The organism is Agrococcus sediminis, from assembly GCF_007923295.1.
In the GTDB taxonomy this organism is placed as follows: domain Bacteria; phylum Actinomycetota; class Actinomycetes; order Actinomycetales; family Microbacteriaceae; genus Agrococcus; species Agrococcus sediminis.
On record NZ_VOIR01000013.1, the window covers coordinates 297,243 to 321,220 of the forward strand.

Here is a 23,978-nt window from a genome sequence, read left to right on the forward strand (position 1 = left end):
GCGCTCCCGGTCGCTGTGCCTCGCGCATGGGGGCGATGCGCGGATGCGGTGCTGGGATAGGGTCGAGGCTTGGGGCGCGAGCGCCCCGAAGGACTCGGCGAGGAGGGCCGATGCAGAGCGATGAGCAGCGAGAGCTCTATGGCGCCTGGGCCGAGCGCTGGCCCGCGGACGCGGCCGAGCTCCTCGACGGCTACTCCGGCACCTGGTGGATCGGCGGCGGCTGGGCCCTCGACCGCGCGCTCGAGCGCAGCCGCCCGCACGGCGACATCGACCTCGTCATCCCCCGCAGCGAGCTGAGCCTGCTGCGCGGCTGGCTCGGCGGCAAGTGGCAGCTGTGGTGCGCCTTCCAGGGCGCGCTGAAGCCGCTCCTCCCCCACGACTCCGACGTGCTGCCGCTCGGCACCACGAGCATTTGGCTGCGCCGCAGCGCCTACGGGCAGTGGGAGTACGAGGTGCTGCTCGACCCGAGCGACAGCGAGTCCTGGCGCTTCCGCCGCGACACCGCCGTCACGATGCCGCTCGACGACGCGCTGATGGCGGTCGACGGCATCCGCTACGCCAAGCCGCAGATCGTGCTCGCGTACGCCGCGGCCGAGCAGGCCGACGTCGCCTGGCTCGACGAGGCGCTCCCGGCCCTCGACGCCGAGGCCCGCGCGTGGCTCGCCGAGCGCATCGCCGAGGACCACCCCTGGCGCAAGCGCCTGCTCGCCGCGGGCTGAGCGCCGCTCAGCCGGTCGGCTGCGGCGCGTCGACCGCGCCGCCGAAGCGCCGGTCGCGCCCCGTGTACTGGTCGAGCGCGTGCCACAGGTCGCGCCGCGTGAAGTCGGGCCACAGCCGGTCGAGGAAGACCATCTCGGCGTAGGCGCCCTGCAGCGTGAGGAAGTTCGAGATGCGCTGCTCGCCGGAGGAGCGGATGTAGAGGTCGACGTCCGGCACGTCCGGGTTGTACATGCGGCTGCGCACGAGCCGGTCGTCGACGGCGGAGGGCTTGAGCCGCCCGGCCGCGACGTCCTCGGCGATCGAGCGCACCGCATCCGCGATCTCGTGCGTGCCCCCGTAGTTGACGCACATCTGCAGGGTCATCGCGGTGTTGCCCGCGGTGCGCCGCTCGGCCTCCTCGAGCTCGCGGATCACCGACGGCCACAGGCGCGGCCGGCGCCCCGCCCACCGCACCCGCACGCCCCACGCGTCGAGCTGGTCGCGCTGGCGACGCAGCACGTCCTTGTTGAAGCCCATGAGGAAGCGCACCTCGTCGGGGCTGCGCTTCCAGTTCTCGGTCGAGAAGGCGTAGACCGACAGGTGCTGCACCCCGACCTGCAGGGCGCCCGCGACGACGTCGAGCAGGCGCTCCTCGCCGGCTGCGTGCCCCTGCGTGCGCGTGAGGCCGCGGGCGTTGGCCCAGCGCCCGTTGCCGTCCATGATGATCGCGACGTGCGCGGGCAGGCTGCCGGCCGGGTACGCGGGCGGCTGCTCGCCCGTCCAGTCGATGGGCCGCGTCTCGCTCACCTGGCTCCTCGGTCGACGTGCTCGAGCGAGCGCAGGCCCCGCTCGAGGTGCCACTGCACGTAGGCCCCGACGGCGCCGGATGCGCGGGTGCGGACGCCCGGCGGGGTCGCCTCGGCCGCGGCCCAGTCGCCCGTGAGCAGGGCGCCGAGCAGCGCGAGCGTCGGCGCGTCGATGCGCATCGCCCCGGGCGGCGCCGCGTGGTCGGCGACCATGCCGCCGAGCTGCGGCACGAACGCGCGGTGCGGCCCCGGCTCGCCCGTGACGGCGCAGTCGGCGAACGACGGCGCCCAGCCGGCGACCGAGAGGGCGCGCAGCAGGTACGAGTCGAGGGTCAGCGACGGGTCGTGCTCGCCGCGTGAGAGCGACCGCAGCGCACCCACGAGCAGCAGGTACTGCTGGCGCGAGCCGTCCTCGTCGGTGAGCCGGTCGGCGGTCTCGACCATCGCGGTCGCGGCGGTGTAGCTGCGGTAGTCGGCGACGATGACCGGCGCGTAGGAGCCGAGGGTCACCGCTTGCGTGACGATGTCGAGGCTGCGGCCGACCGCGAGCTGCAGGTCGGCGACCATGAACGGCTCGAGCCGGCCGCCGAACCGCGACGAGGTGCGCCGCACGCCGCGCGCGACCGCCCGCACCTTGCCGTGCTCGCGCGTCAGCAGCGTGACGATGCGGTCGGCCTCCCCCAGCTGGTGGGTGCGGAGGACGACTCCCTCGTCGCGGTAGGTCGGCACGGGTCAGCCGACCGGGATCGCCCTGCGGTCGTGGATGCGGAGGCCCCGGTTGACGCCCGAGACGATCGCGCGCAGCGCCGCCGACGTCGAGCTCGGGTCGAGGCCGACGCCCCAGACGCGCTCGCCCGCGACCTCGAGCTCGATGTAGGCGGCGGCCGTCGCGTCGGAGCTCGCGCCCATCGTGTGCTCGACGTAGTCGGTGAGCGTCACCTCGACGCCCTCCTCGCGCAGCAGCGACAGCATCGCGTCGATCGGCCCGTTGCCGGCGGCGCGCACCTCGCGGACGCTCTCGCCGTCGCGGAGCCGCGCCGTGAGGGTCGTCGCGCCGTCGTTCGAGGAGGTCGTCTCGAACGCCACCAGCTCGAAGCGGCCCCACCGCTCGGCCGCGGTGTGCGGCCCGGCGGGCAGGTACTCGTCGGTGAAGATGTGCCAGATGTCGGCGCTCGAGACCTCGCCGCCCTCGCTGTCGGTGCGGGACTGCACGATGTTCGACAGCTCGATCTGCAGGCGTCGCGGCAGGTCGAGCCCGTGGTCGGACTTCAGCAGGTAGGCGACGCCGCCCTTGCCCGACTGCGAGTTCACGCGGATGACGGCCTCGTAGCTGCGCCCGACGTCCTTCGGGTCGATCGGCAGGTACGGCACGGCCCACGTGATCTCGTCGACGCTCCGGCCCTGCGCGGCCGCGTCCGCGGCCATCCGCTCGAAGCCCTTCTTGATCGCGTCCTGGTGCGATCCCGAGAACGCGGTGTAGACGAGGTCGCCGGCCCACGGGCTGCGCTCGTGCACCTTCAGCTGGTTGCAGTGCTCGGCGATGCGGCGGATGCCGTCGAGGTCGGAGAAGTCGATCTCGGGGTCGATGCCCTGCGTCAGCAGATTGAGGCCCAGCGCGACGAGGTCGACGTTGCCGGTGCGCTCGCCGTTGCCGAACAGGCAGCCCTCGATGCGGTCCGCGCCGGCCATGTAGCCGAGTTCGGCCGCGGCGACGCCCGTGCCGCGGTCGTTGTGCGGGTGCAGCGACAGGATGACCGACTCACGCCGCGCCAGGTGGCGGTGCATCCACTCGATCGAGTCGGCGTAGACGTTGGGGGTCGACATCTCGACGGTCGCCGGCAGGTTGATGATGACGGGCCGCTCGGGGCGCGCGTCGAGCACCTCGATGATCGCGTTGCAGACCTCGAGCGCGTAGTCGAGCTCGGTGCCGGTGTACGACTCGGGGCTGTACTCGTAGAAGACCTGCGTGCCGCTCAGCATGCCCTCGAGCTCGAGGCACAGCTTCGCGCCGTCGATCGCGATCTGCTTCACGCCCTCGCGGTCGGAGCGGAACACCACGTCGCGCTGCAGCGCGCTCGTGGAGTTGTAGATGTGCACGATCGCCTGCTTCGCGCCGTCGATCGACTCGAAGGTGCGGCGGATGAGGTGGTCGCGGCACTGCGTGAGCACCTGGATGGTGACGTCGTCGGGGATGAGCCGCTCGTCGATGAGCTTGCGCACGAAGTCGAAGTCGGTCTGGCTCGCCGACGGGAAGCCGACCTCGATCTCCTTGTAGCCCATCCGCACCAGCAGCTGGAACATCTCGAGCTTGCGGTCGGGCGTCATCGGGTCGATGAGCGCCTGGTTGCCGTCACGCAGGTCGACGGCGCACCAGCGGGGCGCGCGCTCGATGCGCGTGGAGGGCCACGTGCGGTCGGGCAGGTCGACCTTGATCTGCTCGTGGTAGGGGGTGTAGCGGTGCGCCGGCATCCCGGACGGCTGCTGCATGTTCTTCATCGATCGCTCCTGTCGCTTGCTCCTGAAGTCCGGGCAGGACGACCTCCGCGACGAGGAAGCCCGGGGTTCAGGCCTCGTCGCGGCGAGGAAGGAGCAGCACGCTCTGCATGGGTCCAGGCTACACCCCTCGCCATCCGCGGGGCAGGATGCCGCGGCCGCTCGGGCGCGGGGACGGGGACTACGCCGCCTCGCCCGCGAGCCCGTGCTCGTACGCGAAGACGACGAGCTGCACGCGGTCGCGCAGCCCCAGCTTCGCGAGGATGCGCGAGATGTGCGTCTTGACCGTCGCCTCGGAGACGAACTCGGTGCGCGCGATCTCGGTGTTCGACAGCCCCTTCGCCGCGAGCGAGAAGATCTGCCGCTCGCGCTCGGTGAGCCCGGCGAACGCGGCCGGCGCCGCCTGGCGCTGCCGGCCGAACGCTTTGAACAGCTCGCGGGTCGCGCTCGCGGCGACGACCTCGTTGCCCGCGTGCACCGTGCGGATCGCCGCGAGCACGAGCTCGGGCTCCGCGTCCTTGAGGATGAAGCCGGATGCGCCGGCGCGGATCGCGCGCGCCGCGGCCTCGTCGAGGTCGAACGTCGTCAGCACCACCACCCGCGCGCCGGGCCGCGCCCGCACGATCCGGTCGGTCGCCGAGATGCCGTCGAGCACGGGCATGCGCACGTCCATGAGGATCACGTCGGGCTGCTGTTCGTCGGCCAGGCGCACGGCCTGCGCGCCGTCGGCCGCCTCGCCGACGCACACGAGGTCGGGCTGCGACTCGACGAGCATGCGGATGCCGCTGCGGAACAGCGCCTGGTCGTCGACGATGAGCACCCGGATCATGCGCGGCCTCCCTGCGCCGGGGCAGCCAACGGGTGCTGCATGCCCGCCGGGAACGCCGCCCGCACGCGGAACCACCCGTCGTCGATGCCCGACCACAGCTCTCCGCCGGCGAGCCGCGCGCGCTCGTGCATCCCGCGAACGCCGTGGCCCGCGCGGCCGGGCATCGCGAGCATCCGATTGTGCACGTCGATCACCGCGCCGGCGCCGCCGAGCAGGCGCACGTGCACCGGCTGGGCGCGGTCGCCGTGCCGCAGCGCGTTCGTCAGCGCCTCCTGCAGGATCCGGTAGGCGGCGATGTCGGCCGTGCGCGGCAGCGCGACCGGGCCGCCCGCCCGCTCCAGCCGCACGTCGAGGCCGGCCGCGCGCATCCGCTCGACCAGCACGTCGACGCCGTCGAGCGACGCGATCGGGTCGGGCGCCTCGCTGTGGCGCAGCTGCTCGAGCAGCAGCCGCACGTCGCCGAGCGCGTGCTTCGCCGTGCCGGCGATCGTCTCGAGCGAGGCGTCCTTCACGGCCGGATCGGCCGCGTAGCGCGCGCCGTTCGCCTGTGCGATGACGACGGCGAGCGAGTGGGCGACGACGTCGTGCATGTCGCGCGCGAGCGCCGCCCGCTCCTCCTCCTGGTCGGCGCGCCGCTGCGACACCTGCGCGACGACCGTCGCCGCCTCGGTGCGGGCGGCCGCCGCGACGCCCCAGCCGACGAGGATCGCCATCGAGAACAGCAGCATCGGCGGGATCCAGAGGATCGCCGTGAGGCGCACGACCTCGCTCGCGGCCGCGCCGGGGGACGCGAACCCGCCCGTGGTGGTCACCCACCACGACGCGAGCAGCGACGCGGCGAGCGCGAGAGCGAAGGCTGCGAGCCGGCCGGGCCAGCGCGAGAAGCGGCCCGCCGAGTAGAGCACGACGAGCACCGCGAACCAGACCGGGAAGAGCGGCGCGGCGAGCAGCACGTGCACGGCCCCGAGCGCGGTGAGCGCGGCGAGCGCGAGCACCGGGCGGGCGCGGCGCACGAGGATCGCGCCGACCATGGCGACAGCGACGACCGCCGCGAGCAGCCACGGGGTGTCGATCGGCAGCGCCGCCATCAGCACCATCGGCAGCCCGAGGAGGGCGAGCGTGACCGCGGCGAGGATGGCATCCGCGCGGAGCGTGCGCCGGTCGAGGCGCCCGCCGCCGGCGGGGCGCCGGGGGTCGACGGCGGATGCGGTGGTCACGCACGCCAGCGTAGGGCGGCGTCGGGCGCGGGCCGGGCCCGCCCGCCGGGAATCATCCGCTCGGCGGAGGCCGCCCGCGCGGGCCGGTCGCGCCTGGCGCGCGCGTGCGGCCGCGCCGGATAGGCTCTGCCTCGCTGCACCGGTGCAGCTCCCGACCAGGATCGAGGGCACGTGGAAGACACCGCGATCGAGACGGCCCCCGACCGGCCGGAGCGCACCCGCGCGCACAGCCGGCTCGCGGTGGCCGCCGCCGGGATGCGCGCCGCCGCCCGGCTGCGGCTCGTCGAGCCCGAGATCCGCGGCCTGCACCACCTCGTGCGCCGCGGCGACGTCTGCTTCGACGTGGGCGCCGCCTACGGCATGTACTCGATCCCGCTCGCCGACCTCGTCGGCCCGGACGGCGCCGTGCACAGCTTCGAGCCCCAGCCCCGCCCGCGGGCGCTGCTGTCGGCCGCGCGCCGCGCGACCGGCGCCGGCCACATCCGGCTCTCCGACTCCGGCATGGGCCGCACCGCCGGCCACCTGCCGCTCGTGCTGCCGGTGCGCTTCGGCCTGACGATCAGCGGCCACGCGCACCTCGCCGACGGCCTCGCCACGACCGTGCCGGCGCGCCCGGGCGCCACCCGGCGCATCCACGTGCCCGTCACCACCATCGACGACGTGTGCGCCGCGCGGTCGATCGAGCGCGTGCACTTCATCAAGGCCGACGTCGAGGGCTTCGAGCCCGAGGTGCTGCACGGCGCCGCCGCGGTGCTCGAGCGCGACATGCCGTCGCTGCTGCTCGAGATCGAGGACCGCCACCTCGCGCGCTACGGCCGCACCGCCGACGAGGTCGCGGCGCTGCTGCGCGAGCGCGGCTACGCGATGGCCACGTGGCGCGATGACGGCTGGCAGCCCGCGGAGCGCGTCGTGCTCGGCACGCGCAACTACCTCTTCCGCGCCGCGGCCTGAGCGCTCTGCCGCTCGGCCGCAGGTAGGCTCGCCCGGTGCCGCAGCCCGCTCGACGACCCCGCCCCCGACGACTGCTGACCGCGCTCGCGCTGCTGGGACCCGCGCTGCTCGTCGTCGGCCAGCTCGGCGTGGCGGCGGACGAGGCGCTCGCCGCGTCCGGCGACCGGGTCGCGGGCACCGTCGTGGAGGCGTCCGACTCGCAGCGCGCGTCGCAGCGCGACGTGGTGGTGGCCTACCGCGGGCACGACGGGGTCGAGCGCACGGTCGTCGCGAAGTCCGACCACGAGCAGGTCGCGCGCGCGGGCGACGCGGTGGAGGTCGCGGTCGACCCGGCCGACCCTGACCGCGCCGTCGTGCTGGGCTTCGAGAGCGGCTGGACGCCGGTCGCCGGCATGGGCATCGTGCTGTCGGCGATCGCGGTGCTCATCGCCGCGATCGCGCTCGTGACGTGGCGCGCCCGGGTCAGAAGCCGAAGCGGCCGAGCTGCTTCGGGTCGCCCTGCCACTCCTTCGCGACCTTGACGCGCAGGTCGAGGTGCACCTGCGTGCCGACGATGCGCTCGATCTCGGCCCGCGCATCCGCGCCGACCTGGCGCAGCCGCGAGCCCTTGTGGCCGATGATGATGCCCTTCTGGCTGTCGCGCTCGACCCACAGGTTGGCGTAGACGTCGGTGAGGTCGCGGTCCTCGCGGCGCACGATGTCGTCGATGGTCACCATGATCGAGTGCGGCAGCTCGTCGCGCACGCCCTCGAGCGCGGCCTCGCGCACGAGCTCGGCGATGCGCACGTCGAGCGGCTCCTCGGTCGTCGTCTCGGCCTCGTAGAGCGGCGGGCCCTCCGGCAACAGGCCCACGAGCGCGTCGACGAGCACGTCGAGCTGGGTGCCCGCGACCGACGAGAGCGGCACGACGGCATCCCACTCGCGCAGCTCGGTCACCGCGAGGAGCTGGGCGGCGACGCGCTCGCGCGAGGCGGCGTCGGTCTTCGTCACGACCGCGACCTTGCGCGCACGCGGGAAGCCCTCGAGCTGCTGGTCGATGTAGCGGTCGCCCGGGCCGAGCGGCTCGTCGGCCGGGACGCAGAGGCAGATGACGTCGACGTCGCCGAGCGTCGTCTGCACGACCGCGTTGAGGCGCTTGCCGAGCAGCGTGCGGGGCTTGTGCATGCCCGGGGTGTCGACGATGACGAGCTGCGCGTCGTCGCGGTGCACGACCCCGCGGATCGCGTGCCGCGTCGTCTGCGGCTTCGACGAGGTGATCGCGATCTTCTCGCCCACCAGCGCGTTCATGAGCGTCGACTTGCCGGCATTCGGCCGGCCGACGAAGGTGACGAACCCGCTGCGATGCGGGCCCTGCTGCTGCTCGGTCATGCTGCCCCCTCGGGCTCCGCGGCGGCCGCGACCTGGCGCGACACCTCCATCTCGCCCGCGTTCCGGCCGCGCCCGTCGAGCGAGCGCACCTCGATCCGCAGGCCGTGCACGTGGACGACGTCGCCGACCTCGGTGATGCGCCCCAGCTCCTTCTGCACGAGCCCGCCGACGGTGTCGACGTCCTCGTCGTCCAGCGTGAGGTCGAACAGGTCGCCGAGCTCGTCGATCTGGAGCCTGGCCGAGACGCGCCACACGTCGTCGCCCGCCTCCACGACCTCGCTGCGCCCGCGGTCGTGCTCGTCGTGGATCTCGCCGACGAGCTCCTCCACGAGGTCCTCGAGCGTGACGAGGCCGGCGATGCCGCCGTACTCGTCGACGACCATCGCGACGTGCACGCGCTCGGCCTGCATGAGCGCGAGCGTGTCGTCGGCCTTCTTCGACTCGGGCACGAGCAGCGCCGGCCGCGCGAGCTCGCCCGCGGTCTCGGTGGCGTCGGGCCGCCAGGTGCGGCTGCGCACCACGTCGCGGAGGTACAGGATGCCGTCGACCTCGTCGGTCGACTCCCCCACCACCGGCATGCGCGACAGGCCGTTGTCGAGGAACTGCCGCAGCGCATCCGTCGCCGTCGTGTCGCGGTCGACCACGATCATGTCGGGCCGCGGCACCATCACCTCGCGCACGAGCGTCTCGTTGAACTCGAAGATGGAGTGGATGAGCTCGCGGTCGTCGTCCTCGAGCACGTCGGACTCGGCGGCCGCGTCGACCATCGACAGCAGCTGCGCCTCGGTCGTGAACGCCGTCTCGCGCTGGCGGCCGGGCGTGACCTTGTCGCCGACCGTCGCCACCAGGATCGCGACCGGCCCCATGAGCACGCGCCAGAAGCGCAGGAAGCCGGCGGATGCGCGCAGCAGCGCGATCGCGTGCGTGCGGCCGACGGCGCGCGGGCTCGTGCCGACGAGCACGAACGAGACGACGATCATGACGCCCGCGGCGAGAGCCAACGTGATCCACCACTCGGTCACGAGCGAGTCGACGGCGAGGGTGATGAGCACCGCCGCGATCGTCTCGCACATGATGCGGCCGAACTGCAGGGTCATCAGGTGGCCCCGCAGGTCGTCGGCGATCGCGAGCATCGCCCGGGAGCGGCGGGCGGTCATCGCCGACATCTGCAGCTCGGCGCGCGAGACGACGCCGAGCGCCGCGTCGCACGCGGCGAGCCAGGCGCCGAACGCGATGAGCAGCGCCGCGACGACGAACAGGACGGTCTCGAACATCAGGGCATGCGCCCCGGCGTGGCCCGGTCGTGCTCCTCGAAGCCGGCGAGGAGCCGGTCCTGCAGCGTGAACATCTCGTCGCGGTCGGCGGGCTCTGCGTGGTCGAAGCCGAGCAGGTGCAGCAGGCCGTGCGTGGTGAGCAGGCGGAGCTCGGCCATGAGGCTGTGGCCGGCCTCGGCCGCCTGCGCCTGCGCGACCTCGGGGCACAGCACGATGTCGCCGAGCAGCCCGGCGGGCGTCGGGCGGTCGTGCGAGCCGGGCCGCAGCTCGTCCATCGGGAACGACAGGACGTCGGTGGGGCCGGGCTCGTCCATCCACTGCACGTGCAGCTGCTCCATCGCGGCCACGTCGACGAGCACGAGCGACACGTCGGCGTCGGGGTGCACGAAGAGCTTCTCGAGGTCGAAGGCGACGAGCCGCACGAGCTGCGCCTCGTCGACGGTCGCCTCGGTCTCGTTGAGCAGGTCGATCGCCATCAGTGCCTCCCGCGGCGGGCGTGGTGGGACTGCTGCGACTGCCGCGCCTGGCGCGCCATCGCCCGCTGGTCGTGCTCGGTGTACGCGTCGACGATCTCGCCGACGAGCGTGTGCCGCACGACGTCGGCGCTCGTGAGCATGGCGAAGTGGATGTCGTCGATGCGGCCGAGCACCTGCTGCGCGACCTGGAGCCCCGACGTGCCGGCGGGCAGGTCGACCTGCGTCGCGTCGCCCGTGACGACCATCTTCGAGCCGAAGCCCAGGCGCGTGAGGAACATCTTCATCTGCTCCGGGCTCGTGTTCTGCGCCTCGTCGAGCACGATGAACGAGTCGTTGAGGGTGCGCCCGCGCATGTAGGCGAGCGGCGCGACCTCGACGACCCCGGTGGCGAGCAGCTTCGGCACCAGCTCGGGGTCCATCATCTCGTTGAGCGCGTCGTAGAGCGGCCGCAGGTAGGGGTCGATCTTGTCGGTGAGCGTGCCGGGCAGGAAGCCCAGCCGCTCGCCCGCCTCCACCGCCGGGCGCGTGAGGATGATGCGGCTGACCTCCTTGCGGTGGAGCGCCTGCACCGCCTTCGCCATCGCGAGGTAGGTCTTGCCGGTGCCGGCGGGGCCGATGCCGAAGACGATGGTGTGGTGGTCGATCGCCTCGACGTAGGAGCGCTGCCCCTCGGTCTTCGCGCGGATCGACTTGCCGCGCGAGGTGAGGATGACCTCGCCGATCGCGTCGGAGAGGCTGCGCGTGGAGTCCTGCCGGAGGATGCGCGAGCCCTCGGAGACCTCGGTCTGGCTGAGGTTCGCGCCCTGGCGCACGAGGTCGACGAGCTCCTGCACGAGCCGCGTCGCGACCTGCACGTCGTCCTCCGGCCCCTCGAGCGTGACGAGGTTGCCGCGCACCGCGACCCGCACGTCGGGGTGCTCGCGCTCGAGGCGCGTGAGCAGCCGGTCCTGCGGCCCGAGCAGCCGCACCATCTCGATGCCGTCGATCTCGATCGACTGGGAAGCGTCAGGCAAGCGAGCCCTCTCCGAGCGAGCCGGCGAGCACGTGCGCGTGCGCGTGGAAGACCGTCTGGCCCGCCAGCTCGCCGGTGTTGAACACGAGCCGGAAGTCGCCCGCGGCGCGCTCCCGGGCGATGGCCTGCGCCATCTGCACCATCTCGGCGAGCAGCTCCGGGTCGCCGGCGGCGAGCTCGACGACGTCGCGGTAGCGCGCCGTCTTCGGCACCACCAGCACGTGCATCGGCGCCTGCGGGTGGATGTCGCTGAAGGCGATGATGCGGTCGTTCTCGAGCACGATCTCCGCCGGGATCTCGCGCGCGACGATCTTCTCGAACACGGTCTGCTCAGCCATGGGCCCAGCCTACCCGCGGCCCGCTCACCAGCGGCCGAGTCGCATCGACAGCGCCGCGATGCCCGCGAGGCCCGCCGTCGACGTGCGGAGCACGTGGTCGCCCATCCGCGCCCGCACGGCGCCCGCCGCGTCGAGCCGCTCGAGCTCGGCCGGATCGATGCCGCCCTCGGGGCCCACGATGAGCAGCACGTCGCGGTCGACCGGCACGTCGGCGATCGAGCCGGGCGCGGCCGGATCGAGCACGACGAGCCGCCAGTCGCCGGCGAGCGCGGCGAGGCCCTCCGTGTCGACGACGCCCGCCACCTCCGGCAGCCGCGCACGGATCGCCTGCTTCCCCGCCTCGCGCACCACCCGGCGCCAGCGCTCGAGCGCCTTGTCGCCGCGCTCGCCCCGCCACTGCACGACGCTGCGCCGCGCCTGCCAGGGCACGATCGCGTCGACGCCGAGCTCGGTCGAGGCCTGCACCGCGAGCTCGGCGCGGTCGCCCTTCGCGAGCGCCTGCGCGAGGCCGATGCGCGGGCGCGGCGCCGCGACCTCCTCGACCCGGTGCAGCACGACGTCGACCGCGCGCGGCTCGGCGCGCTCGATGACGCCCTCCGCGAGCACACCCCGGCCGTCGCTCACGAGCACCCGCTCGCCGCGGCGCATCCGGGAGACGACCGCGGCGTGGTGGGCCTCCTCGCCGATGAGCGTGACGACGTCGCCCGCCGCGCTCCCGGCGAGCGCGTCGTGCCAGTAGCAGTGGGCCATCAGAGGCGCAGGCGGTCGCGCATCTTCGCGAACAGGCCCTGCTTGAACGCAGCCAGGTGCGGCGCGGGCGCCTTCGTGCGCTCCCGCAGCTCGCGCAGCAGCTCCTCGGTGCGGCGGTCGATGCGCGACGGCGTCACGACCTGCACGCCGAGCTTCAGGTCGCCCCGGCCGGCGCCGCGCAGCCGCGTCACGCCGCGGTCGTCGATCGTGATGACGTCGCCCGACTGCGTGCCGGCGCGCACCTCGACGTCGACCGGCCCGTCGATGCCCTCCACAGTCGCGCGCGCCCCGAGCGCCGCATCCGGCATCGACACCTCGAGGGTGCCGAGCAGGTCGTCGCCCGCGCGGCTGAAGACGTCGTGGTGGCGCACGTTGACCTCGAGGTACAGCGTGCCCGCGGGACCGCCGGCCTCGCCGACCTCGCCCTGCCCGGGGAGCTGGATGCGCAGGCCCGTGTCGACGCCCGCGGGGATGTCGACCGGGATCGTGCGCTCGGCGCGCATGCGGCCATGGCCGGCGCACGTGGGGCACGGCTGCGGGATGACGCTGCCGAAGCCCTGGCAGACCGCGCACGGCTGGGTGGTGACGACGTTGCCGAGCAGCGAGCGCACCTGGCGCTGCACGTGGCCGGAGCCGCCGCACATCGTGCAGCGCTCCTCGCTCGTGCCCGGTGCGGTGCACGCGCCGTCGCACGTCTCGCAGAGCACGGCGGTCTGCACGCGCAGCTCGCGGTGCACGCCGAACACGACGTCGGCGAGCTCGAGGTCGACGCGCAGCAGGCTGTCCTGCCCCGGCTGCCGGCGCGAGCGCGGCCCGGCCGAGCGCCCGCCGCCGAAGAACTGCTCGAAGATGTCGCCGAAGCCGAAGGCACCGCCGCCGAGGCTCGGGCCGCGGTCGTACTCGGCGCGCGACTGCGGGTCGCCCAGCACGTCGTACGCGTGCGTGACGTCCTTGAACCGCTCGGCCGCGTCGGCGCTCGGGTTGACGTCCGGGTGCAGCTCGCGCGCGAGCCGCCGGTACGCCTTCTTGATCTCGTCCTGGCCGGCGTCGCGTGCGACGCCGAGGGTCTCGTAGTGGTCGGTCACTCAGTCCTCGCTCAGCAGCCGCGTCAGGTAGCGCGCAACTGCGCGCACCGCGGCCATGTTCCCTGCGTAGTCCATCCTGGTCGGGCCCAGCACGCCCACGTGCCCCTCGCTGTCGTCGGCGCTGTAGGTCGAGGCGACGACGGACGCCTCCCCCAGCGGTCCCGCGAGCTCGCGCCCGATGCGGGTCGCGACCTCGCCCTCGGCGCCCATCTCGTGGAACAGGCGCAGGAGCGTCACCTGCTCCTCGATCGCGTCGAGCACCGGGGTCACGGTGCCCTGGAAGTCGCGCTCCTCGCGCACGAGGTTCGAGGCGCCCGCGATCACGATGCGGTCGCCGCCCGCCGCCTGCAGCATCTCGGTCAGCGTCTGCGCGACCGCGGCGGTCGCGCGGGCGATGGATGCGGGGGCGGATGCGGCAGCGCCGGCGAGGCGGGACGCGGCCTCCTTGGGCGGCAGCTCGGCGAGCGTCTCGGTGAACGCCCGCCCGAGCGCCGTGGCCTGCTCGGGCTCGATCGCCTGCTGCGCGTCGAGCAGGCGCTGCTCGACGCGACCGGAGTCGAGGATGAGCACGGCGAGCAGCCGCGTCTCGGCGATCGCCACGAGCTCGACCCGGCGCACGGCCGCGGGCCGGCGGAGCGGCACCTGCACGAGCGCGACCTGGTTCGTCAGCTGCGAGAGGAGGCGCGCGGTGCGCGCGAGCACGTCGTCGCGGTCGACCGACTCGTCGAGGAAGCGGTGGATCGCGGCGCGCTGCGCCGCCGTGAGCGGCTGCATGCGCTGCAGCCGGTCGACGAAGACGCGGTAGCCCTTGTCGGTCGGCACCCGGCCGGAGGAGGTGTGCGGGGCGACGATCAGCTCCTCCTCCTCGAGGAGCGCCATGTCGTTGCGGATCGTGGCCGCCGAGACGCCGAAGGTGTGCCGCTCGACGATCGACTTCGAGCCCACGGGCTCCCGCAGCGCCACGTAGTCCTGCACGATCGCGCGCAGCACCTCGAGGCCGCGATCCGAGACCATGCCGCGCTCCCCTCGTCGTCCGGGCGACCGCCCGTCGTCCCTGCCGCGGCGGCGCTCGCCCGCGCGCTGGCACTCCCGTCTGCTGACTGCCAATCCTACCGCCTCGCGCCGAGGGGCCGGTCGCGGCGGTTCGGATGCCATCCCCAGCCACCCGGGCGCACAATGTGCACAGCGGGACGCCCCAGCGTGCCGTCCGAACTGACACGAGAGGCACGTCATGTCCGATCCCAACGCTCCGCGCCGCGAGGGGCAGCACGATCCCGCGGACCAGCCCGCCGAGGGCTTCTCCGTGACGGACGAGCAGCACGCGGCCCCCAGCGCGCCCGCCGCGCCCGGCACGCCCGGCGTCGGCCAGCCCGCCCAGTCCTTCACCGCGCCGGCGGCCGACCAGGCCCCCGGCCAGCCCGCCTTCAGCGGGACGCCCGACGACGAGCCCGCGGTCGGCCAGGACTGGCAGCACGGCCAGCACCAGCCGGAGGGCAGCCACCTCGGCCAGCCGTCCGCGCCGCAGGCTCCGCCCGCGTGGGCGCAGCCCGGCCAGGGCGCGTCGGCCCCGCAGCAGCCGGGCGGCTACAGCCAGCAGGGCGGCCCGCAGCAGCCGTTCGCCCAGCCCGGCAGCGCGCCGGTCTACGGCGCTCCCGGCCAGCAGGGCGCGGGCTACGGGCAGCCTGGCTACGGGCAGCCGCAGCCCGGGTACGGCCCGCCCCAGCAGGGGCAGCCGCAGTACGGCGCGCCCGGCCAGCCGCAGTACGCGACCTCCGCGCCGATGTCGCCCGTCGACGAGAAGAACGCCGGGATGTGGGGGCACCTGTCGGGGCTCTCGACCATCGTCACCGGCGGCTTCGGCGGCTGGATCGGCCCGCTCATCGTCTACATGATCTACAAGGACCGCAGCGCCTTCGCGAAGCAGGAGTCGAAGGAGGCGCTGAACTTCGGCATCTTCATGACGATCCTCGCCGTGGGCCTCATCGTCATCGGCACGCTCACGAGCATCATCGGCATCGGCTTCCTGCTGCTCAGCATCTACTGGGTGCCGGCGCTGCTGCAGGTGATCTTCTCGATCATCGGCGCGATGCGCGTCAACGGCGGCGGCTCGTACCGCTACCCGTTCAACTGGCGGATGGTGAAGTAGGCCCGCTCAGGGCAGCAGCCGGCGCACCACGGCGTCGGCCAGGAGCCGCCCTCGCAGCGTCGGGACCACCCGGCCGGCGAGGGCGGCTCTGCCGTCCACGAGCTCCTCGGCGACGAGCCCCGCGACCGCGCGCCTGCCCTCGTCGTCGAGCAGCGCGATCGGGAGCCCCTCGGCGATGCGCGACTCGAGCAGCACCCGCTCGACGCGCCGCGTCTCGTCGTCGAGCACCTCGCGCGCGAGCGCCGGCGATGCGCCGGCCAGCAGCCGGTCGCGGTACGCCGCCGGGTGCTTGACGTTCCACCACCGCACGCCGCCGACATGGCTGTGCGCTCCGGGGCCGAAGCCCCACCAGTCGTGCCCGCGCCAGTAGGCGAGGTTGTGCCGGGCGACGCGGTCGCCGCGGGCCCAGTTGGAGACCTCGTACCAGGTGTATCCCGCTGCGCCGAGCGTCGCATCCGCCGCCTCGTACATCGCCGCCTGCGCGTCGTCGTCGGGCGCGACGAGCTCGCCGCGCCGGATGCGGCGGGCGAGCGCCGTGCCCTCCTCGACGATGAGCGCGTACGCCGAGACGTGGTCCGGGCCCATCGCGACCGCCGCGTCGAGCGAGCGCTGCCAGTCGTCCTGCGACTCCCCGGGCGCGCCGTAGATGAGGTCGAGGCTGACCTCGAGCCCAGCGTCGCTGGCCCACGCGACGACCTGCGGCACGCGCGCCGGGTCGTGCGTGCGGTCGAGGGCCGCGAGCACGTGCGGCACCGCCGACTGCATGCCGAACGACACCCGCGTGACGCCGCCGTCGCGCAGCCGCGCGAGCCCGCCCGCGTCGATCGAGTCGGGGTTCGCCTCGACCGTGACCTCCGCGCCCTCGGCCAGGCCGAACGCATCCGCGACCCCGGCGAGCATGCCCACGAGGTCGTCGGCCGGCAGCAGCGTGGGCGTGCCGCCGCCGAAGAACACCGTCTGCGCGGGCCGCACCGGGCCGAGCGCCCCGAGCACGCGGCCGGCGAGCGCGAGCTCGGCGGCGACGTCGGCCGGGTAGCCCGCGCGCGTCGCGCCCCGCAGCTCGTCGGCGGTGTAGGTGTTGAAGTCGCAGTAGCCGCAGCGCACCGAGCAGAACGGCACGTGCACGTAGACGCCGAACGGCGCGTCGACCGCGGTGCCCTGCGGCAGCGCGCCGTCGGCCGGCGCGGTCTCGCCCTCCGGCAGCCTGCCCATCGTCAGCGGACGTCGATCGACCGCAGCACGTCCATGTAGCGGTCGTGGTAGCGGCGGCGCATCGCGCGCGCGATCGGCGAGCCGAGCCGCACCCACCACTTCGCGTCGCGCACGAGCGCGCGGAAGTGCAGGAAGACGGTCTCGTCCTCGACGATCTCGATCGTGAAGCGCTCCTCGCCCGCCTCCGGGTGCCCCTCGAGGGTGCCGAGGATCACGCCGTGGCTGCTCTCCTCGTCCTCGATCGCGATGACGCGCATCGGGGCGTGGATCTGCATGCCGAGCACGCGCACGCGCTGGTCGATCGAGTCGCCCGGCTGCAGGAACGGCTCGCCGTCGGGGCCGAAGTCCTGCTGCGGCTCGATGCTCGCCGCACGGGTCGCCTCCGTGCCGTCGAAGCCGACGGGGCGGTAGACGGTGCCCTCCTCCGAGCCGACGACGTCGACCTCGATGCCCGACAGCCGCTGCACCTTCCAGGTGCGCAGCGCCGCGACGGCCGCGTCGTAGCGCGGCCGGCCGTGGCCGATGCGCGCGCGGCGCTGGATGACCTCGAAGCCCTTCGGGGGGAAGCGCGAGAAGTCGAAGTGGGCGGTCGCGCCGACGGCGCCGTAGTTGGTGGCGCGCTCGTGGATGGGCTTCACTGCGATCCGTCCTTCACTTCGCGTCCTTCTTCGTCTCGCCGGTCGAGAGCGCGGCGATGAACGCCTCCTGGGGGACCTCGACGCGACCGACCATCTTCATGCGCTTCTTGCCCTCCTTCTGCTTCTCGAGCAGCTTGCGCTTGCGCGTGATGTCGCCGCCGTAGCACTTGGCGAGCACGTCCTTGCGGATCGCACGGATCGTCTCGCGGGCGATGATGCGCGCGCCGATCGCGGCCTGGATCGGCACCTCGAACTGCTGGCGCGGGATGAGCTCGCGCAGCTTGCCCGCCATGAGCACGCCGTAGGCGTACGCCTTGTCGCGGTGCACGATCGCGCTGAAGGCGTCGACCTGCTCGCCCTGCAGCAGGATGTCGACCTTCACGAGGTCGCCCTCCTCCTCGCCGTCGAGCTCGTAGTCGAGCGAGGCGTAGCCCTGCGTGCGCGACTTCAGCTGGTCGAAGAAGTCGAAGACGATCTCGCCGAGCGGCAGCCGGTAGCGCAGCTCGACGCGGTCCTCCGAGAGGTACTCCATGCCGCCGAGCGTGCCGCGGCGCGTCTGGCAGAGCTCCATGATCGCGCCGACGTAGTCCTTCGGCGCGAGGATCGTCGCCCGCACCATCGGCTCGATGACCGAGTGGATCTTGCCGTCGGGGAACTCGCTCGGGTTCGTGACGATGTGGGTCTGCCGGTCCTCGGTCTGCACCTGGTAGACCACGCTCGGCGCGGTCGCGATGAGGTCGAGGTTGAACTCGCGCTCGAGGCGCTCGGTGATGATCTCGAGGTGCAGCAGCCCCAGGAAGCCGCAGCGGAAGCCGAAGCCGAGCGCCACCGAGGTCTCGGGCTCGTAGACGAGCGCGGCATCGGAGAGCTTCAGCTTGTCGAGCGCCTCGCGCAGCACCGGGTAGTCGCTGCCGTCGATCGGGTAGAGGCCCGAGAACACCATCGGCTTCGGGTCGGCGTAGCCCTTGAGCGGCGTCGTCGCGGGCGACTTCACGGTCGTGACGGTGTCGCCGACCTTCGACTGGCGCACGTCCTTCACGCCCGTGATGAGGTAGCCGACCTCGCCGACGCTCAGCCCCTTCGACGGGATGGGCTCCGGGCTCGAGACGCCGATCTCGAGCGCCTCGTGCTTGGAGCCGGTCGACATCATCACCACCTGCTCGCGCGGCCGCAGCGTGCCGTCGACCATGCGCACGTAGGTGACGACGCCTCGGTAGGCGTCGTAGACGGAGTCGAAGATCATCGCGCGCGCGGGCCCGTCGACGTCGCCGACCGGCGCGGGGACGGTGCGGACCACCCGGTCGAGCAGCGCATCCACCCCCTCCCCCGTCTTGCCGCTCACGCGCAGCACGTCGTCGGGGTCGCCGCCGATGAGCCGCGCGATCTCGGCCGCGTACTTCTCGGGATCGGCTGCCGGCAGGTCGATCTTGTTGAGCACCGGGATGATCTCGAGGTCGTTGTCCATCGCGAGGTACAGGTTCGCGAGGGTCTGCGCCTCGATGCCCTGCGCCGCGTCGACCAGCAGGATCGCGCCCTCGCACGCGGCGAGCGAGCGCGACACCTCGTAGGTGAAGTCGACGTGGCCCGGGGTGTCGATCATGTTGAGCGCGAAGGTCTCGCCGTCGAGCTCCCACGGCATGCGCACAGCCTGCGACTTGATCGTGATGCCGCGCTCGCGCTCGATGTCCATGCGGTCGAGGTACTGGGCGCGCATCGAGCGGTCGTCGACGACGCCCGTCAGCTGCAGCATCCGGTCGGCGAGGGTCGACTTGCCGTGGTCGATGTGGGCGATGATGCAGAAGTTGCGGATCCTCGCCGGATCGGTCGAGGCAGGCTCGAGTGCCTTGGAGGCTCGGGGGCTCACGGGTCCTTCTCGTCGGGATGGGCTCGGTGGAGCTGGGTGCGGAAGGTCCCATTCTTCCACAGCGGATGCGGTCGGCCGCGTTGCGAGCGGGCCGCGGCCGCTGGTAGAGTCATCCGTTGGCTTCCCCTTCTCCTGCGCGCCCGTCGCGCGGGGTCGGGTCGCGGCGGGGCTCTGACGAGCACGAGCCGCCGCCAACCACGCTTCGAACCAGGACAGGACACCATGGCGAACATCAAGTCGCAGATCAAGCGCATCCTCACCAACGAGAAGGCGACCCTCCGCAACCGCGCCGTCAAGAGCGAGCTCAAGACCGCTGTGCGCGAGGCCCGCAAGGCCATCGCCGCCGGCGACAAGGAGGCCGCGCAGGTCAAGGTCGCCGCGGCGAACCGCAAGCTCGACAAGGCGGTCTCGAAGGGCGTCATCCACCGCAACCAGGCCGCGAACCGCAAGTCGGCCATCGCGAAGCAGGTCGCGTCGCTCTGAGCTGAGCCGCACGCACGCGAGGGGGTCCCGGACGGGGCCCCCTTCGTCGTGCGCGCCCGTGCCCGCCCTGACCGCGCCGGCCCATCCCCCACCCACCGAGTGGCGCCTCCGGCGATCGAGTGGCGCCTCCGGCGATCGAGTGGCGCCTCCGGCGATCGAGTGGCGCCTCCGGCGATCGAGTGGCGGCTCCGGCGATCGGATGCGCCGGGCGGCGTCAGGCGGGGAAGGCGACCGCGCGCACGGGGGCGCCGTCGCCGGCGAGCCGCAGCGGGAAGAAGCCCACGCGCACGCGATCAGGCACGAGCTCGAGCCCGCGCACGTTCTCGACGATGAGGCCGTCGGCGCCGAGCACGGCCTCGTGGACCGGGAACGACGCCTCCGCCTCCCCTGTCGGGTCGGGGCTCAGCGTGTCGACGGCGAGCACGCGCATGCCCCGGCGCAGCAGCTCGGCCGCGGCCTCCGCCGCGAGCGACGGGTGCCGGAGGCGCCGCGCATCGCCGAACCATCGCGCCCAGCCGGTGTCGAGCAGCACGATCGGCGGGAGGTGCTCCGGCAGCGGTGCCACGGCCTCCAGCCGTTCGAGGTCGATGCGCTCGCCGTCGCCGAGGCCCGGCACGCGCAGCACGATCGCGTCGCCGACGAGCTCGTCGAGCGCCACCTCCGCCATCGTCCGCCCGCCCGGCACCGTGTGCGAGGGCGCGTCGACGTGCGTGCCGGTGTGCGAGCCGAGCTCGAGCCGCGCCACGTCGACGCCGTCGGCCGCGACCGTCAGCGCCGGCGCGATGCGCACCTCGGGATCGCCCGGGTAGACCGGCATGCCCTGCTCGATCGGGTGGCTGAGGTCGATCAGGCCGCTCGCCTGCGCGCGCGACCCCGGTGCGCCCGCCGGGTCAGCGCGCATCCGCCGTCTCGGCGAGGTGCGGCGCCGGCGCCCCGCCCTTCGAGCGGCCCGGCAGCGAGACGAACAGGTAGAGCAGGAAGGTGACGGCGAAGGCCGGCACGGTCGCGCCGATCGGCAGCGGCCAGACGTACGCCCACACGTAGGCGAGCGTCGCGCCGACCGCCCAGCTGCCGATCGCGAGCCAGTTCACGCCGCCGCGGTACCAGTAGCGACCGCCGCTCGGGCGGAGGATGTCGGCGTCGTAGGAGCGGCGCCGCAGCAGGTAGTAGTCGACGATCATGATCGCGAACACGGGTGCGAAGAGCGCGCTGATGAGCACGAGGAAGGTCGTGAACTGCTCGAGGAGCCCGAAGAACGTCGCGCCGATGATCGAGATGACGCCGAGCACGAGGGCGGTCGCGAGGAACGGGATGCGGCGGCCCGGGATCGCGTTCACGACCGACGTCACCATGCCGTAGACGACCATCGTGTTCGTCGCCATCACCGACAGGAAGATCGCGACGGCGAAGATCGCGCCGAACGGGTCGATCACGGTCACCGGGTCGAACGGCACGGCCTCGCCGCCGCTCAGCACGACGTAGCCGATCGCGGTGGCGCCGAGCGTCATCGCCGTCACCGTCGACAGCGTGTAGCCGATGCCCGAGCCGATCGCGCCTCCCCGCGTGGTGCGCGCGAAGCGGTTGAAGTCGGCCGAGAGCACCGTCCACGAGATGGCGGTCGCGAGCACGACGTCGAAGACCAGGCCCGGGGTGTAGAACGGCTCGGCGGTGCCGGGGATCGCGGCGAACTCGGCCGGCGAGAACGACGAGAAGGCGACGACGAAGACGTAGGCGGCGATCGCGAGGATGACGGCGGCGAACCACGGCTCGACGCGGGCGACGCCCGCGTGGCCGAAGATCGCGAGCACGACCACGATCGTCTGGCAGAGCACCGCGAAGATCACCGGGCTCGAGAAGCCGGTGACGGAGGCGACGATGTAGTCGAGCGAGATGCCGGCGAGCATCGCCTGCACCCAGCTCCACCCCATCAGGATCACGACGTTGGCGGCGAGCGGCAGCAGGCTGCCGCGGATGCCGAACGGCCCGCGGGTGAGCGCCATGGTCGGCAGGCCCGTGCGAGTGCCGATCGCGCCGACCAGCACGAGCACGGCGGCGCCGAGCACCGTGCCGCCCATGATGAGGCCGAGCACGAGGCCGTACGGCACGTCGGGGATGAAGAGCGTGCCCGTGAGCAGCGTCGTGACGACGAGGTTGGCGGCGAGCCAGATCATGAGCATGCGCCCGGAGCCGTAGGTGCCGCGCACCGGCCCGGCGTCGTCGGCGTTCGCCTGCAGTCGGCGTTCGAGGCGGGAGTAGAGCGACATCGGTCTCCTTCAGCGGTGGGTCGGTGGGTCTCAGCCGAGCGGCGAGAGGTGCTCGTGCACGGCGACCAGGCGGTCGCCGTCGACGGCGAAGACGATCGACTCGCGCTCGCGGTACGACTCGCGGCCCTCGCCCGTCTCGACGGTCGTGTCGACGGTGTGGGTGAAGACGGCGGCGCCCGGCAGCGGCTGCACGAGGCGGTCGCTCGAGCTGCACGCGACCACGCGCCAGCCGCTGTCGACCCACTCCTGCCAGAGGCGCTCGTACGCGGCTCGGTCGTCGAGCCGGGCCGGCTCGGTGTGGAAGACGAAGGATGCGTCGGCGGCGAAGGCGGCGAAGTAGCGCGGGCCGTCGGTGGCGGCGAACGCCTCGACGATGGCGTCGGCCGCCGCCTCGACCTCGGCGCGATCAGGCGTGCGCACGGGACGCTCCCTCGCGGGGCGCCATCGCGCTCAGCAGCTCGTAGACGACGTGGCTGGCCGCGACGGCCGTGAGCTGCGCGTGGTCGTAGGCGGGAGCGACCTCGACGACGTCGGCGCCGACGATCCGGAGGTCGGCGAGCGCCCGCAGCATGCGCAGCAGCTCGCGGCTCGTGAGCCCGCCCGCCTCGGGCGTGCCGGTCCCGGGCGCGTGCGCCGGGTCGAGCACGTCGATGTCGATCGAGATGTAGAGCGGCGCGTCGCCCACCCTGCCTCGGATCCGCTCGATCGCGGCCCCCGCGCCGTGCTCCTCGACGAACTCGCTCGTCACGACAGCGAATCCGAGGCGCTCGTCGTCCTCGAGGTCGTCCTTGTCGTAGAGCGGCCCGCGGGTGCCGACGTGCATGCTCGCCGTCAGGTCGATGAGCCCCTCCTCGGAGGCGCGGCGGAACGGGGTGCCGTGCGTGACGGGCGCCCCGAAGTACGTGTCCCAGGTGTCGAGGTGCGCGTCGAAGTGCAGCACCGCGACGGGGCCGTGCTCGGCGTGCACCGCGCGCAGCAGCGGCAGCGCGATCGTGTGGTCGCCGCCGATGACGACGAGGCGGTCGGCGTGCCGGCGCAGCTCGCGCGCGCCGGCCTCGATCTCGGCGACCGCCGCGGCGATGTCGAAGGGGTTCGCGACCAGGTCGCCCGCGTCGGCGACCTGCTGCGAGGCGAAGGGGAACACGTCCTGCGCCGGGTTGTACGGCCGCAGCAGCCGCGACGCCTCGCGCACGTGCGCGGGGCCGAAGCGCGCGCCGGGGCGGTAGCTCACGCCGCTGTCGAACGGCACGCCCGCGACGGCGATGTCGGCGCGCCCCACCTCGTCGAGGCGCGGCAGCCGGGCGAAGGTCGCGATGCCTGCGAAGCGCGGTACGGCGCTCGCGTCGACCGGTCCGCGCGGGCTCTTGGCGGCGTTCGGAGAGGGTTGCATGCTAGACAACTTTCGATACTCTGGGCGCAACGATTGACCACACGGTACGCCGGGGCCCCGACCGCGTCAAGCGGACGGCCGGCGAGGCAGGAGCAGCATGCGCGCGATCCACCCTTCGGCCGACGAGACCGCGCTCGCCATCGGCGCGAAGCTGCGGGCGGTCCGCACCTCGCAGGGCATGTCGCTCAGCCAGGTGGCGACGAGCACGGGGCTCTCGAAGGGCTTCCTCAGCCGGCTCGAGCGCGACGAGACCTCCCCGAGCGTCTCGACCCTGGTGCAGCTGTGCCAGGTGCTGTCGCTGCCCGTCGGCGCGCTCTTCGCCGAGCCCGACGTGCAGCTGATCTCCTACGCCGACGCGCCCAGGATCAACCTCGGCGGGTTCGGCGCGGACGAGCGGATGCTCTCCCCCCGCAGCCAGGAGGGCCTGCAGGTGCTGCGATCGGAGCTCGAGCCCGACGCGCACGGCGGCAGCGAGCTCTACACGATCAGCTGCGACGTCGAGGTGCTCCACGTCGTCAAGGGCACGCTGTCGGTGCGCTTCGCCGACCGCACGGTCGTCGTGCGCGCCGGCGACGCGCTCACGCTGCCCGGCCGCGAGCCGCACACGTGGCGCGTCGAGGAGGACCGCCCCGCGGTCGCGATCTGGGTGCTCGTGCCGGCGCCCTGGAGCGGATCGGCGTAGC

26 protein-coding genes are annotated in these 23,978 nt (G+C 73.3%); 6 read left to right on the plus strand and 20 right to left on the minus strand.

Translation table 11 applies throughout. The annotated features are described in order from the left end of the window. Window positions 1-110: 110 nt before the first annotated feature. Window positions 111-719 (plus strand): nucleotidyltransferase domain-containing protein, encoded by a 609-nt coding sequence (locus FQ330_RS07255; RefSeq protein WP_146356342.1) that lies wholly within the window; start codon window positions 111-113, stop codon window positions 717-719. A gap of 7 nt (window positions 720-726) precedes the next feature. Here FQ330_RS07255 and FQ330_RS07260 read toward each other — a convergent pair whose 3' ends face one another. From FQ330_RS07260 to FQ330_RS07280, 5 genes are all read right to left on the minus strand, one after another. Then, on the minus strand, window positions 727-1,506 hold the full coding sequence (locus FQ330_RS07260) for an isoprenyl transferase (protein WP_146356344.1): 780 nt from the start codon (window positions 1,504-1,506) through the stop codon (window positions 727-729). Then, entirely contained in the window at window positions 1,503-2,234 is a 732-nt protein-coding gene (gene recO, locus FQ330_RS07265) for a DNA repair protein RecO (RefSeq protein ID WP_146356346.1), read from the minus strand. The genes FQ330_RS07260 and recO overlap by 4 nt, the downstream gene beginning before the upstream one ends. Window positions 2,235-2,237: 3 nt before the next feature. Beyond that, the gene (leuA, locus tag FQ330_RS07270) at window positions 2,238-4,001 is read right to left on the minus strand and encodes a 2-isopropylmalate synthase (protein WP_146356348.1); all 1,764 of its coding nucleotides are present in this window, start codon (window positions 3,999-4,001) and stop codon (window positions 2,238-2,240) included. 178 nt (window positions 4,002-4,179) lie between these two features. After that, on the minus strand, window positions 4,180-4,827 hold the full coding sequence (locus FQ330_RS07275) for a response regulator (RefSeq protein WP_146356350.1): 648 nt from the start codon (window positions 4,825-4,827) through the stop codon (window positions 4,180-4,182). Continuing rightward, window positions 4,824-6,044, minus strand: a complete 1,221-nt coding sequence (locus FQ330_RS07280) for a sensor histidine kinase (protein WP_146356353.1) — start codon at window positions 6,042-6,044, stop codon at window positions 4,824-4,826. Before FQ330_RS07280 ends, FQ330_RS07275 begins: the two co-directional genes overlap by 4 nt. 171 nt (window positions 6,045-6,215) lie before the next feature. Here FQ330_RS07280 and FQ330_RS07285 point away from each other — a divergent pair, with 171 nt between their 5' ends. Then, on the plus strand, window positions 6,216-6,995 hold the full coding sequence (locus tag FQ330_RS07285; protein WP_146356355.1) for an FkbM family methyltransferase: 780 nt from the start codon (window positions 6,216-6,218) through the stop codon (window positions 6,993-6,995). Between the two features lie 35 nt (window positions 6,996-7,030). Then, window positions 7,031-7,516 (plus strand): DUF3592 domain-containing protein, encoded by a 486-nt coding sequence (locus FQ330_RS07290; protein ID WP_146356357.1) that lies wholly within the window; start codon window positions 7,031-7,033, stop codon window positions 7,514-7,516. On the opposite strand, the gene era is transcribed toward FQ330_RS07290, so the two are convergent. From era to hrcA, 8 genes are read right to left on the minus strand one after another with little or no spacing between them, the layout of a single operon-like run. Beyond that, a complete protein-coding gene (era, locus tag FQ330_RS07295) occupies window positions 7,458-8,363 on the minus strand; it encodes a GTPase Era (protein WP_146356358.1) in 906 nt (301 codons plus the stop codon). The genes FQ330_RS07290 and era overlap by 59 nt on opposite strands. Then, window positions 8,360-9,637 carry a hemolysin family protein gene (locus tag FQ330_RS07300; protein WP_146356360.1) on the minus strand — a complete coding sequence of 426 codons (1,278 nt, stop codon included), beginning with the start codon at window positions 9,635-9,637 and terminating at the stop codon, window positions 8,360-8,362. The genes era and FQ330_RS07300 overlap by 4 nt, the downstream gene beginning before the upstream one ends. Beyond that, entirely contained in the window at window positions 9,637-10,113 is a 477-nt protein-coding gene (ybeY, locus tag FQ330_RS07305; RefSeq protein WP_146356362.1) for an rRNA maturation RNase YbeY, read from the minus strand. The genes FQ330_RS07300 and ybeY overlap by 1 nt, the downstream gene beginning before the upstream one ends. Then, entirely contained in the window at window positions 10,113-11,084 is a 972-nt protein-coding gene (locus FQ330_RS07310) for a PhoH family protein (protein WP_128188677.1), read from the minus strand. The genes ybeY and FQ330_RS07310 overlap by 1 nt, the downstream gene beginning before the upstream one ends. Before the next feature lie 34 nt (window positions 11,085-11,118). Beyond that, window positions 11,119-11,463 carry a histidine triad nucleotide-binding protein gene (locus tag FQ330_RS07315; RefSeq protein WP_128188631.1) on the minus strand — a complete coding sequence of 115 codons (345 nt, stop codon included), beginning with the start codon at window positions 11,461-11,463 and terminating at the stop codon, window positions 11,119-11,121. A 24-nt stretch (window positions 11,464-11,487) separates the two neighbouring features. Continuing rightward, window positions 11,488-12,213 (minus strand): 16S rRNA (uracil(1498)-N(3))-methyltransferase, encoded by a 726-nt coding sequence (locus FQ330_RS07320; RefSeq protein ID WP_146356364.1) that lies wholly within the window; start codon window positions 12,211-12,213, stop codon window positions 11,488-11,490. After that, on the minus strand, window positions 12,213-13,298 hold the full coding sequence (locus FQ330_RS07325; RefSeq protein WP_146356366.1) for a DnaJ C-terminal domain-containing protein: 1,086 nt from the start codon (window positions 13,296-13,298) through the stop codon (window positions 12,213-12,215). The genes FQ330_RS07320 and FQ330_RS07325 overlap by 1 nt, the downstream gene beginning before the upstream one ends. Further along, complete coding sequence (gene hrcA / locus FQ330_RS07330; RefSeq protein WP_128188628.1) at window positions 13,299-14,312, minus strand: heat-inducible transcriptional repressor HrcA; 1,014 nt, start codon at window positions 14,310-14,312, stop codon at window positions 13,299-13,301. It lies immediately after the preceding gene. 217 nt (window positions 14,313-14,529) lie between these two features. Between hrcA and FQ330_RS07335 the strand changes: the two genes are divergently transcribed. Further along, complete coding sequence (locus FQ330_RS07335) at window positions 14,530-15,444, plus strand: DUF4870 domain-containing protein (protein WP_146356368.1); 915 nt, start codon at window positions 14,530-14,532, stop codon at window positions 15,442-15,444. 6 nt (window positions 15,445-15,450) lie between these two features. Here the strand turns inward: FQ330_RS07335 and hemW are convergent, their stop codons facing one another. Genes hemW through lepA form a run of 3 tightly spaced genes read right to left on the minus strand, consistent with a single transcriptional unit; the run spans window position 15,451 to window position 19,158 of the window. Continuing rightward, entirely contained in the window at window positions 15,451-16,656 is a 1,206-nt protein-coding gene (gene hemW / locus FQ330_RS07340) for a radical SAM family heme chaperone HemW (RefSeq protein ID WP_146356370.1), read from the minus strand. Window positions 16,657-16,658: 2 nt separating this feature from the next. Beyond that, window positions 16,659-17,294: a DUF1990 family protein gene (locus FQ330_RS07345; RefSeq protein WP_128188625.1), complete on the minus strand. Its 636-nt coding sequence runs from the start codon at window positions 17,292-17,294 to the stop codon at window positions 16,659-16,661. Window positions 17,295-17,307: 13 nt separating this feature from the next. Further along, the gene (lepA, locus tag FQ330_RS07350) at window positions 17,308-19,158 is read right to left on the minus strand and encodes a translation elongation factor 4 (protein ID WP_128188624.1); all 1,851 of its coding nucleotides are present in this window, start codon (window positions 19,156-19,158) and stop codon (window positions 17,308-17,310) included. Between the two features lie 222 nt (window positions 19,159-19,380). Between lepA and rpsT the strand changes: the two genes are divergently transcribed. Then, complete coding sequence (gene rpsT, locus FQ330_RS07355; protein ID WP_128188623.1) at window positions 19,381-19,641, plus strand: 30S ribosomal protein S20; 261 nt, start codon at window positions 19,381-19,383, stop codon at window positions 19,639-19,641. Between the two features lie 214 nt (window positions 19,642-19,855). Here the strand turns inward: rpsT and FQ330_RS07360 are convergent, their stop codons facing one another. The 4 genes from FQ330_RS07360 to speB are packed head-to-tail and all read right to left on the minus strand — an operon-like array spanning window position 19,856 to window position 23,295. Beyond that, on the minus strand, window positions 19,856-20,542 hold the full coding sequence (locus FQ330_RS07360; protein ID WP_146356372.1) for a cyclase family protein: 687 nt from the start codon (window positions 20,540-20,542) through the stop codon (window positions 19,856-19,858). Beyond that, window positions 20,532-21,905, minus strand: coding sequence for a purine-cytosine permease family protein (locus FQ330_RS07365; RefSeq protein WP_146356374.1), 1,374 nt, complete (start codon window positions 21,903-21,905; stop codon window positions 20,532-20,534). The genes FQ330_RS07360 and FQ330_RS07365 overlap by 11 nt, the downstream gene beginning before the upstream one ends. 30 nt (window positions 21,906-21,935) lie before the next feature. Next, window positions 21,936-22,325, minus strand: a complete 390-nt coding sequence (locus FQ330_RS07370; RefSeq protein ID WP_146356376.1) for a nuclear transport factor 2 family protein — start codon at window positions 22,323-22,325, stop codon at window positions 21,936-21,938. Continuing rightward, a complete protein-coding gene (gene speB / locus FQ330_RS07375; protein WP_146356378.1) occupies window positions 22,312-23,295 on the minus strand; it encodes an agmatinase in 984 nt (327 codons plus the stop codon). Before speB ends, FQ330_RS07370 begins: the two co-directional genes overlap by 14 nt. A 97-nt stretch (window positions 23,296-23,392) precedes the next feature. Between speB and FQ330_RS07380 the strand changes: the two genes are divergently transcribed. Beyond that, a complete protein-coding gene (locus tag FQ330_RS07380; RefSeq protein WP_146356379.1) occupies window positions 23,393-23,977 on the plus strand; it encodes a helix-turn-helix domain-containing protein in 585 nt (194 codons plus the stop codon). The last annotated feature ends 1 nt before the right edge of the window (window position 23,978 follow it).

Coding starts and splice junctions, on each gene's coding strand:
- FQ330_RS07255 (WP_146356342.1), top strand. CDS start 111: ATGCAGAGCGATGAGCAGCGAGAGCTCTATGGCGCCTGGGCCGAGCGC.
- leuA (WP_146356348.1), bottom strand. CDS start 4,001: ATGAAGAACATGCAGCAGCCGTCCGGGATGCCGGCGCACCGCTACACC.
- FQ330_RS07275 (WP_146356350.1), bottom strand. CDS start 4,827: ATGATCCGGGTGCTCATCGTCGACGACCAGGCGCTGTTCCGCAGCGGC.
- era (WP_146356358.1), bottom strand. CDS start 8,363: ATGACCGAGCAGCAGCAGGGCCCGCATCGCAGCGGGTTCGTCACCTTC.
- FQ330_RS07300 (WP_146356360.1), bottom strand. CDS start 9,637: ATGTTCGAGACCGTCCTGTTCGTCGTCGCGGCGCTGCTCATCGCGTTC.
- ybeY (WP_146356362.1), bottom strand. CDS start 10,113: ATGGCGATCGACCTGCTCAACGAGACCGAGGCGACCGTCGACGAGGCG.
- FQ330_RS07310 (WP_128188677.1), bottom strand. CDS start 11,084: ATGGTGCGGCTGCTCGGGCCGCAGGACCGGCTGCTCACGCGCCTCGAG.
- FQ330_RS07315 (WP_128188631.1), bottom strand. CDS start 11,463: ATGGCTGAGCAGACCGTGTTCGAGAAGATCGTCGCGCGCGAGATCCCG.
- FQ330_RS07320 (WP_146356364.1), bottom strand. CDS start 12,213: ATGGCCCACTGCTACTGGCACGACGCGCTCGCCGGGAGCGCGGCGGGC.
- hrcA (WP_128188628.1), bottom strand. CDS start 14,312: ATGGTCTCGGATCGCGGCCTCGAGGTGCTGCGCGCGATCGTGCAGGAC.
- FQ330_RS07335 (WP_146356368.1), top strand. CDS start 14,530: ATGTCCGATCCCAACGCTCCGCGCCGCGAGGGGCAGCACGATCCCGCG.
- hemW (WP_146356370.1), bottom strand. CDS start 16,656: ATGGGCAGGCTGCCGGAGGGCGAGACCGCGCCGGCCGACGGCGCGCTG.
- rpsT (WP_128188623.1), top strand. CDS start 19,381: ATGGCGAACATCAAGTCGCAGATCAAGCGCATCCTCACCAACGAGAAG.
- FQ330_RS07360 (WP_146356372.1), bottom strand. CDS start 20,542: ATGCGCGCTGACCCGGCGGGCGCACCGGGGTCGCGCGCGCAGGCGAGC.
- FQ330_RS07365 (WP_146356374.1), bottom strand. CDS start 21,905: ATGTCGCTCTACTCCCGCCTCGAACGCCGACTGCAGGCGAACGCCGAC.
- speB (WP_146356378.1), bottom strand. CDS start 23,295: ATGCAACCCTCTCCGAACGCCGCCAAGAGCCCGCGCGGACCGGTCGAC.
- FQ330_RS07380 (WP_146356379.1), top strand. CDS start 23,393: ATGCGCGCGATCCACCCTTCGGCCGACGAGACCGCGCTCGCCATCGGC.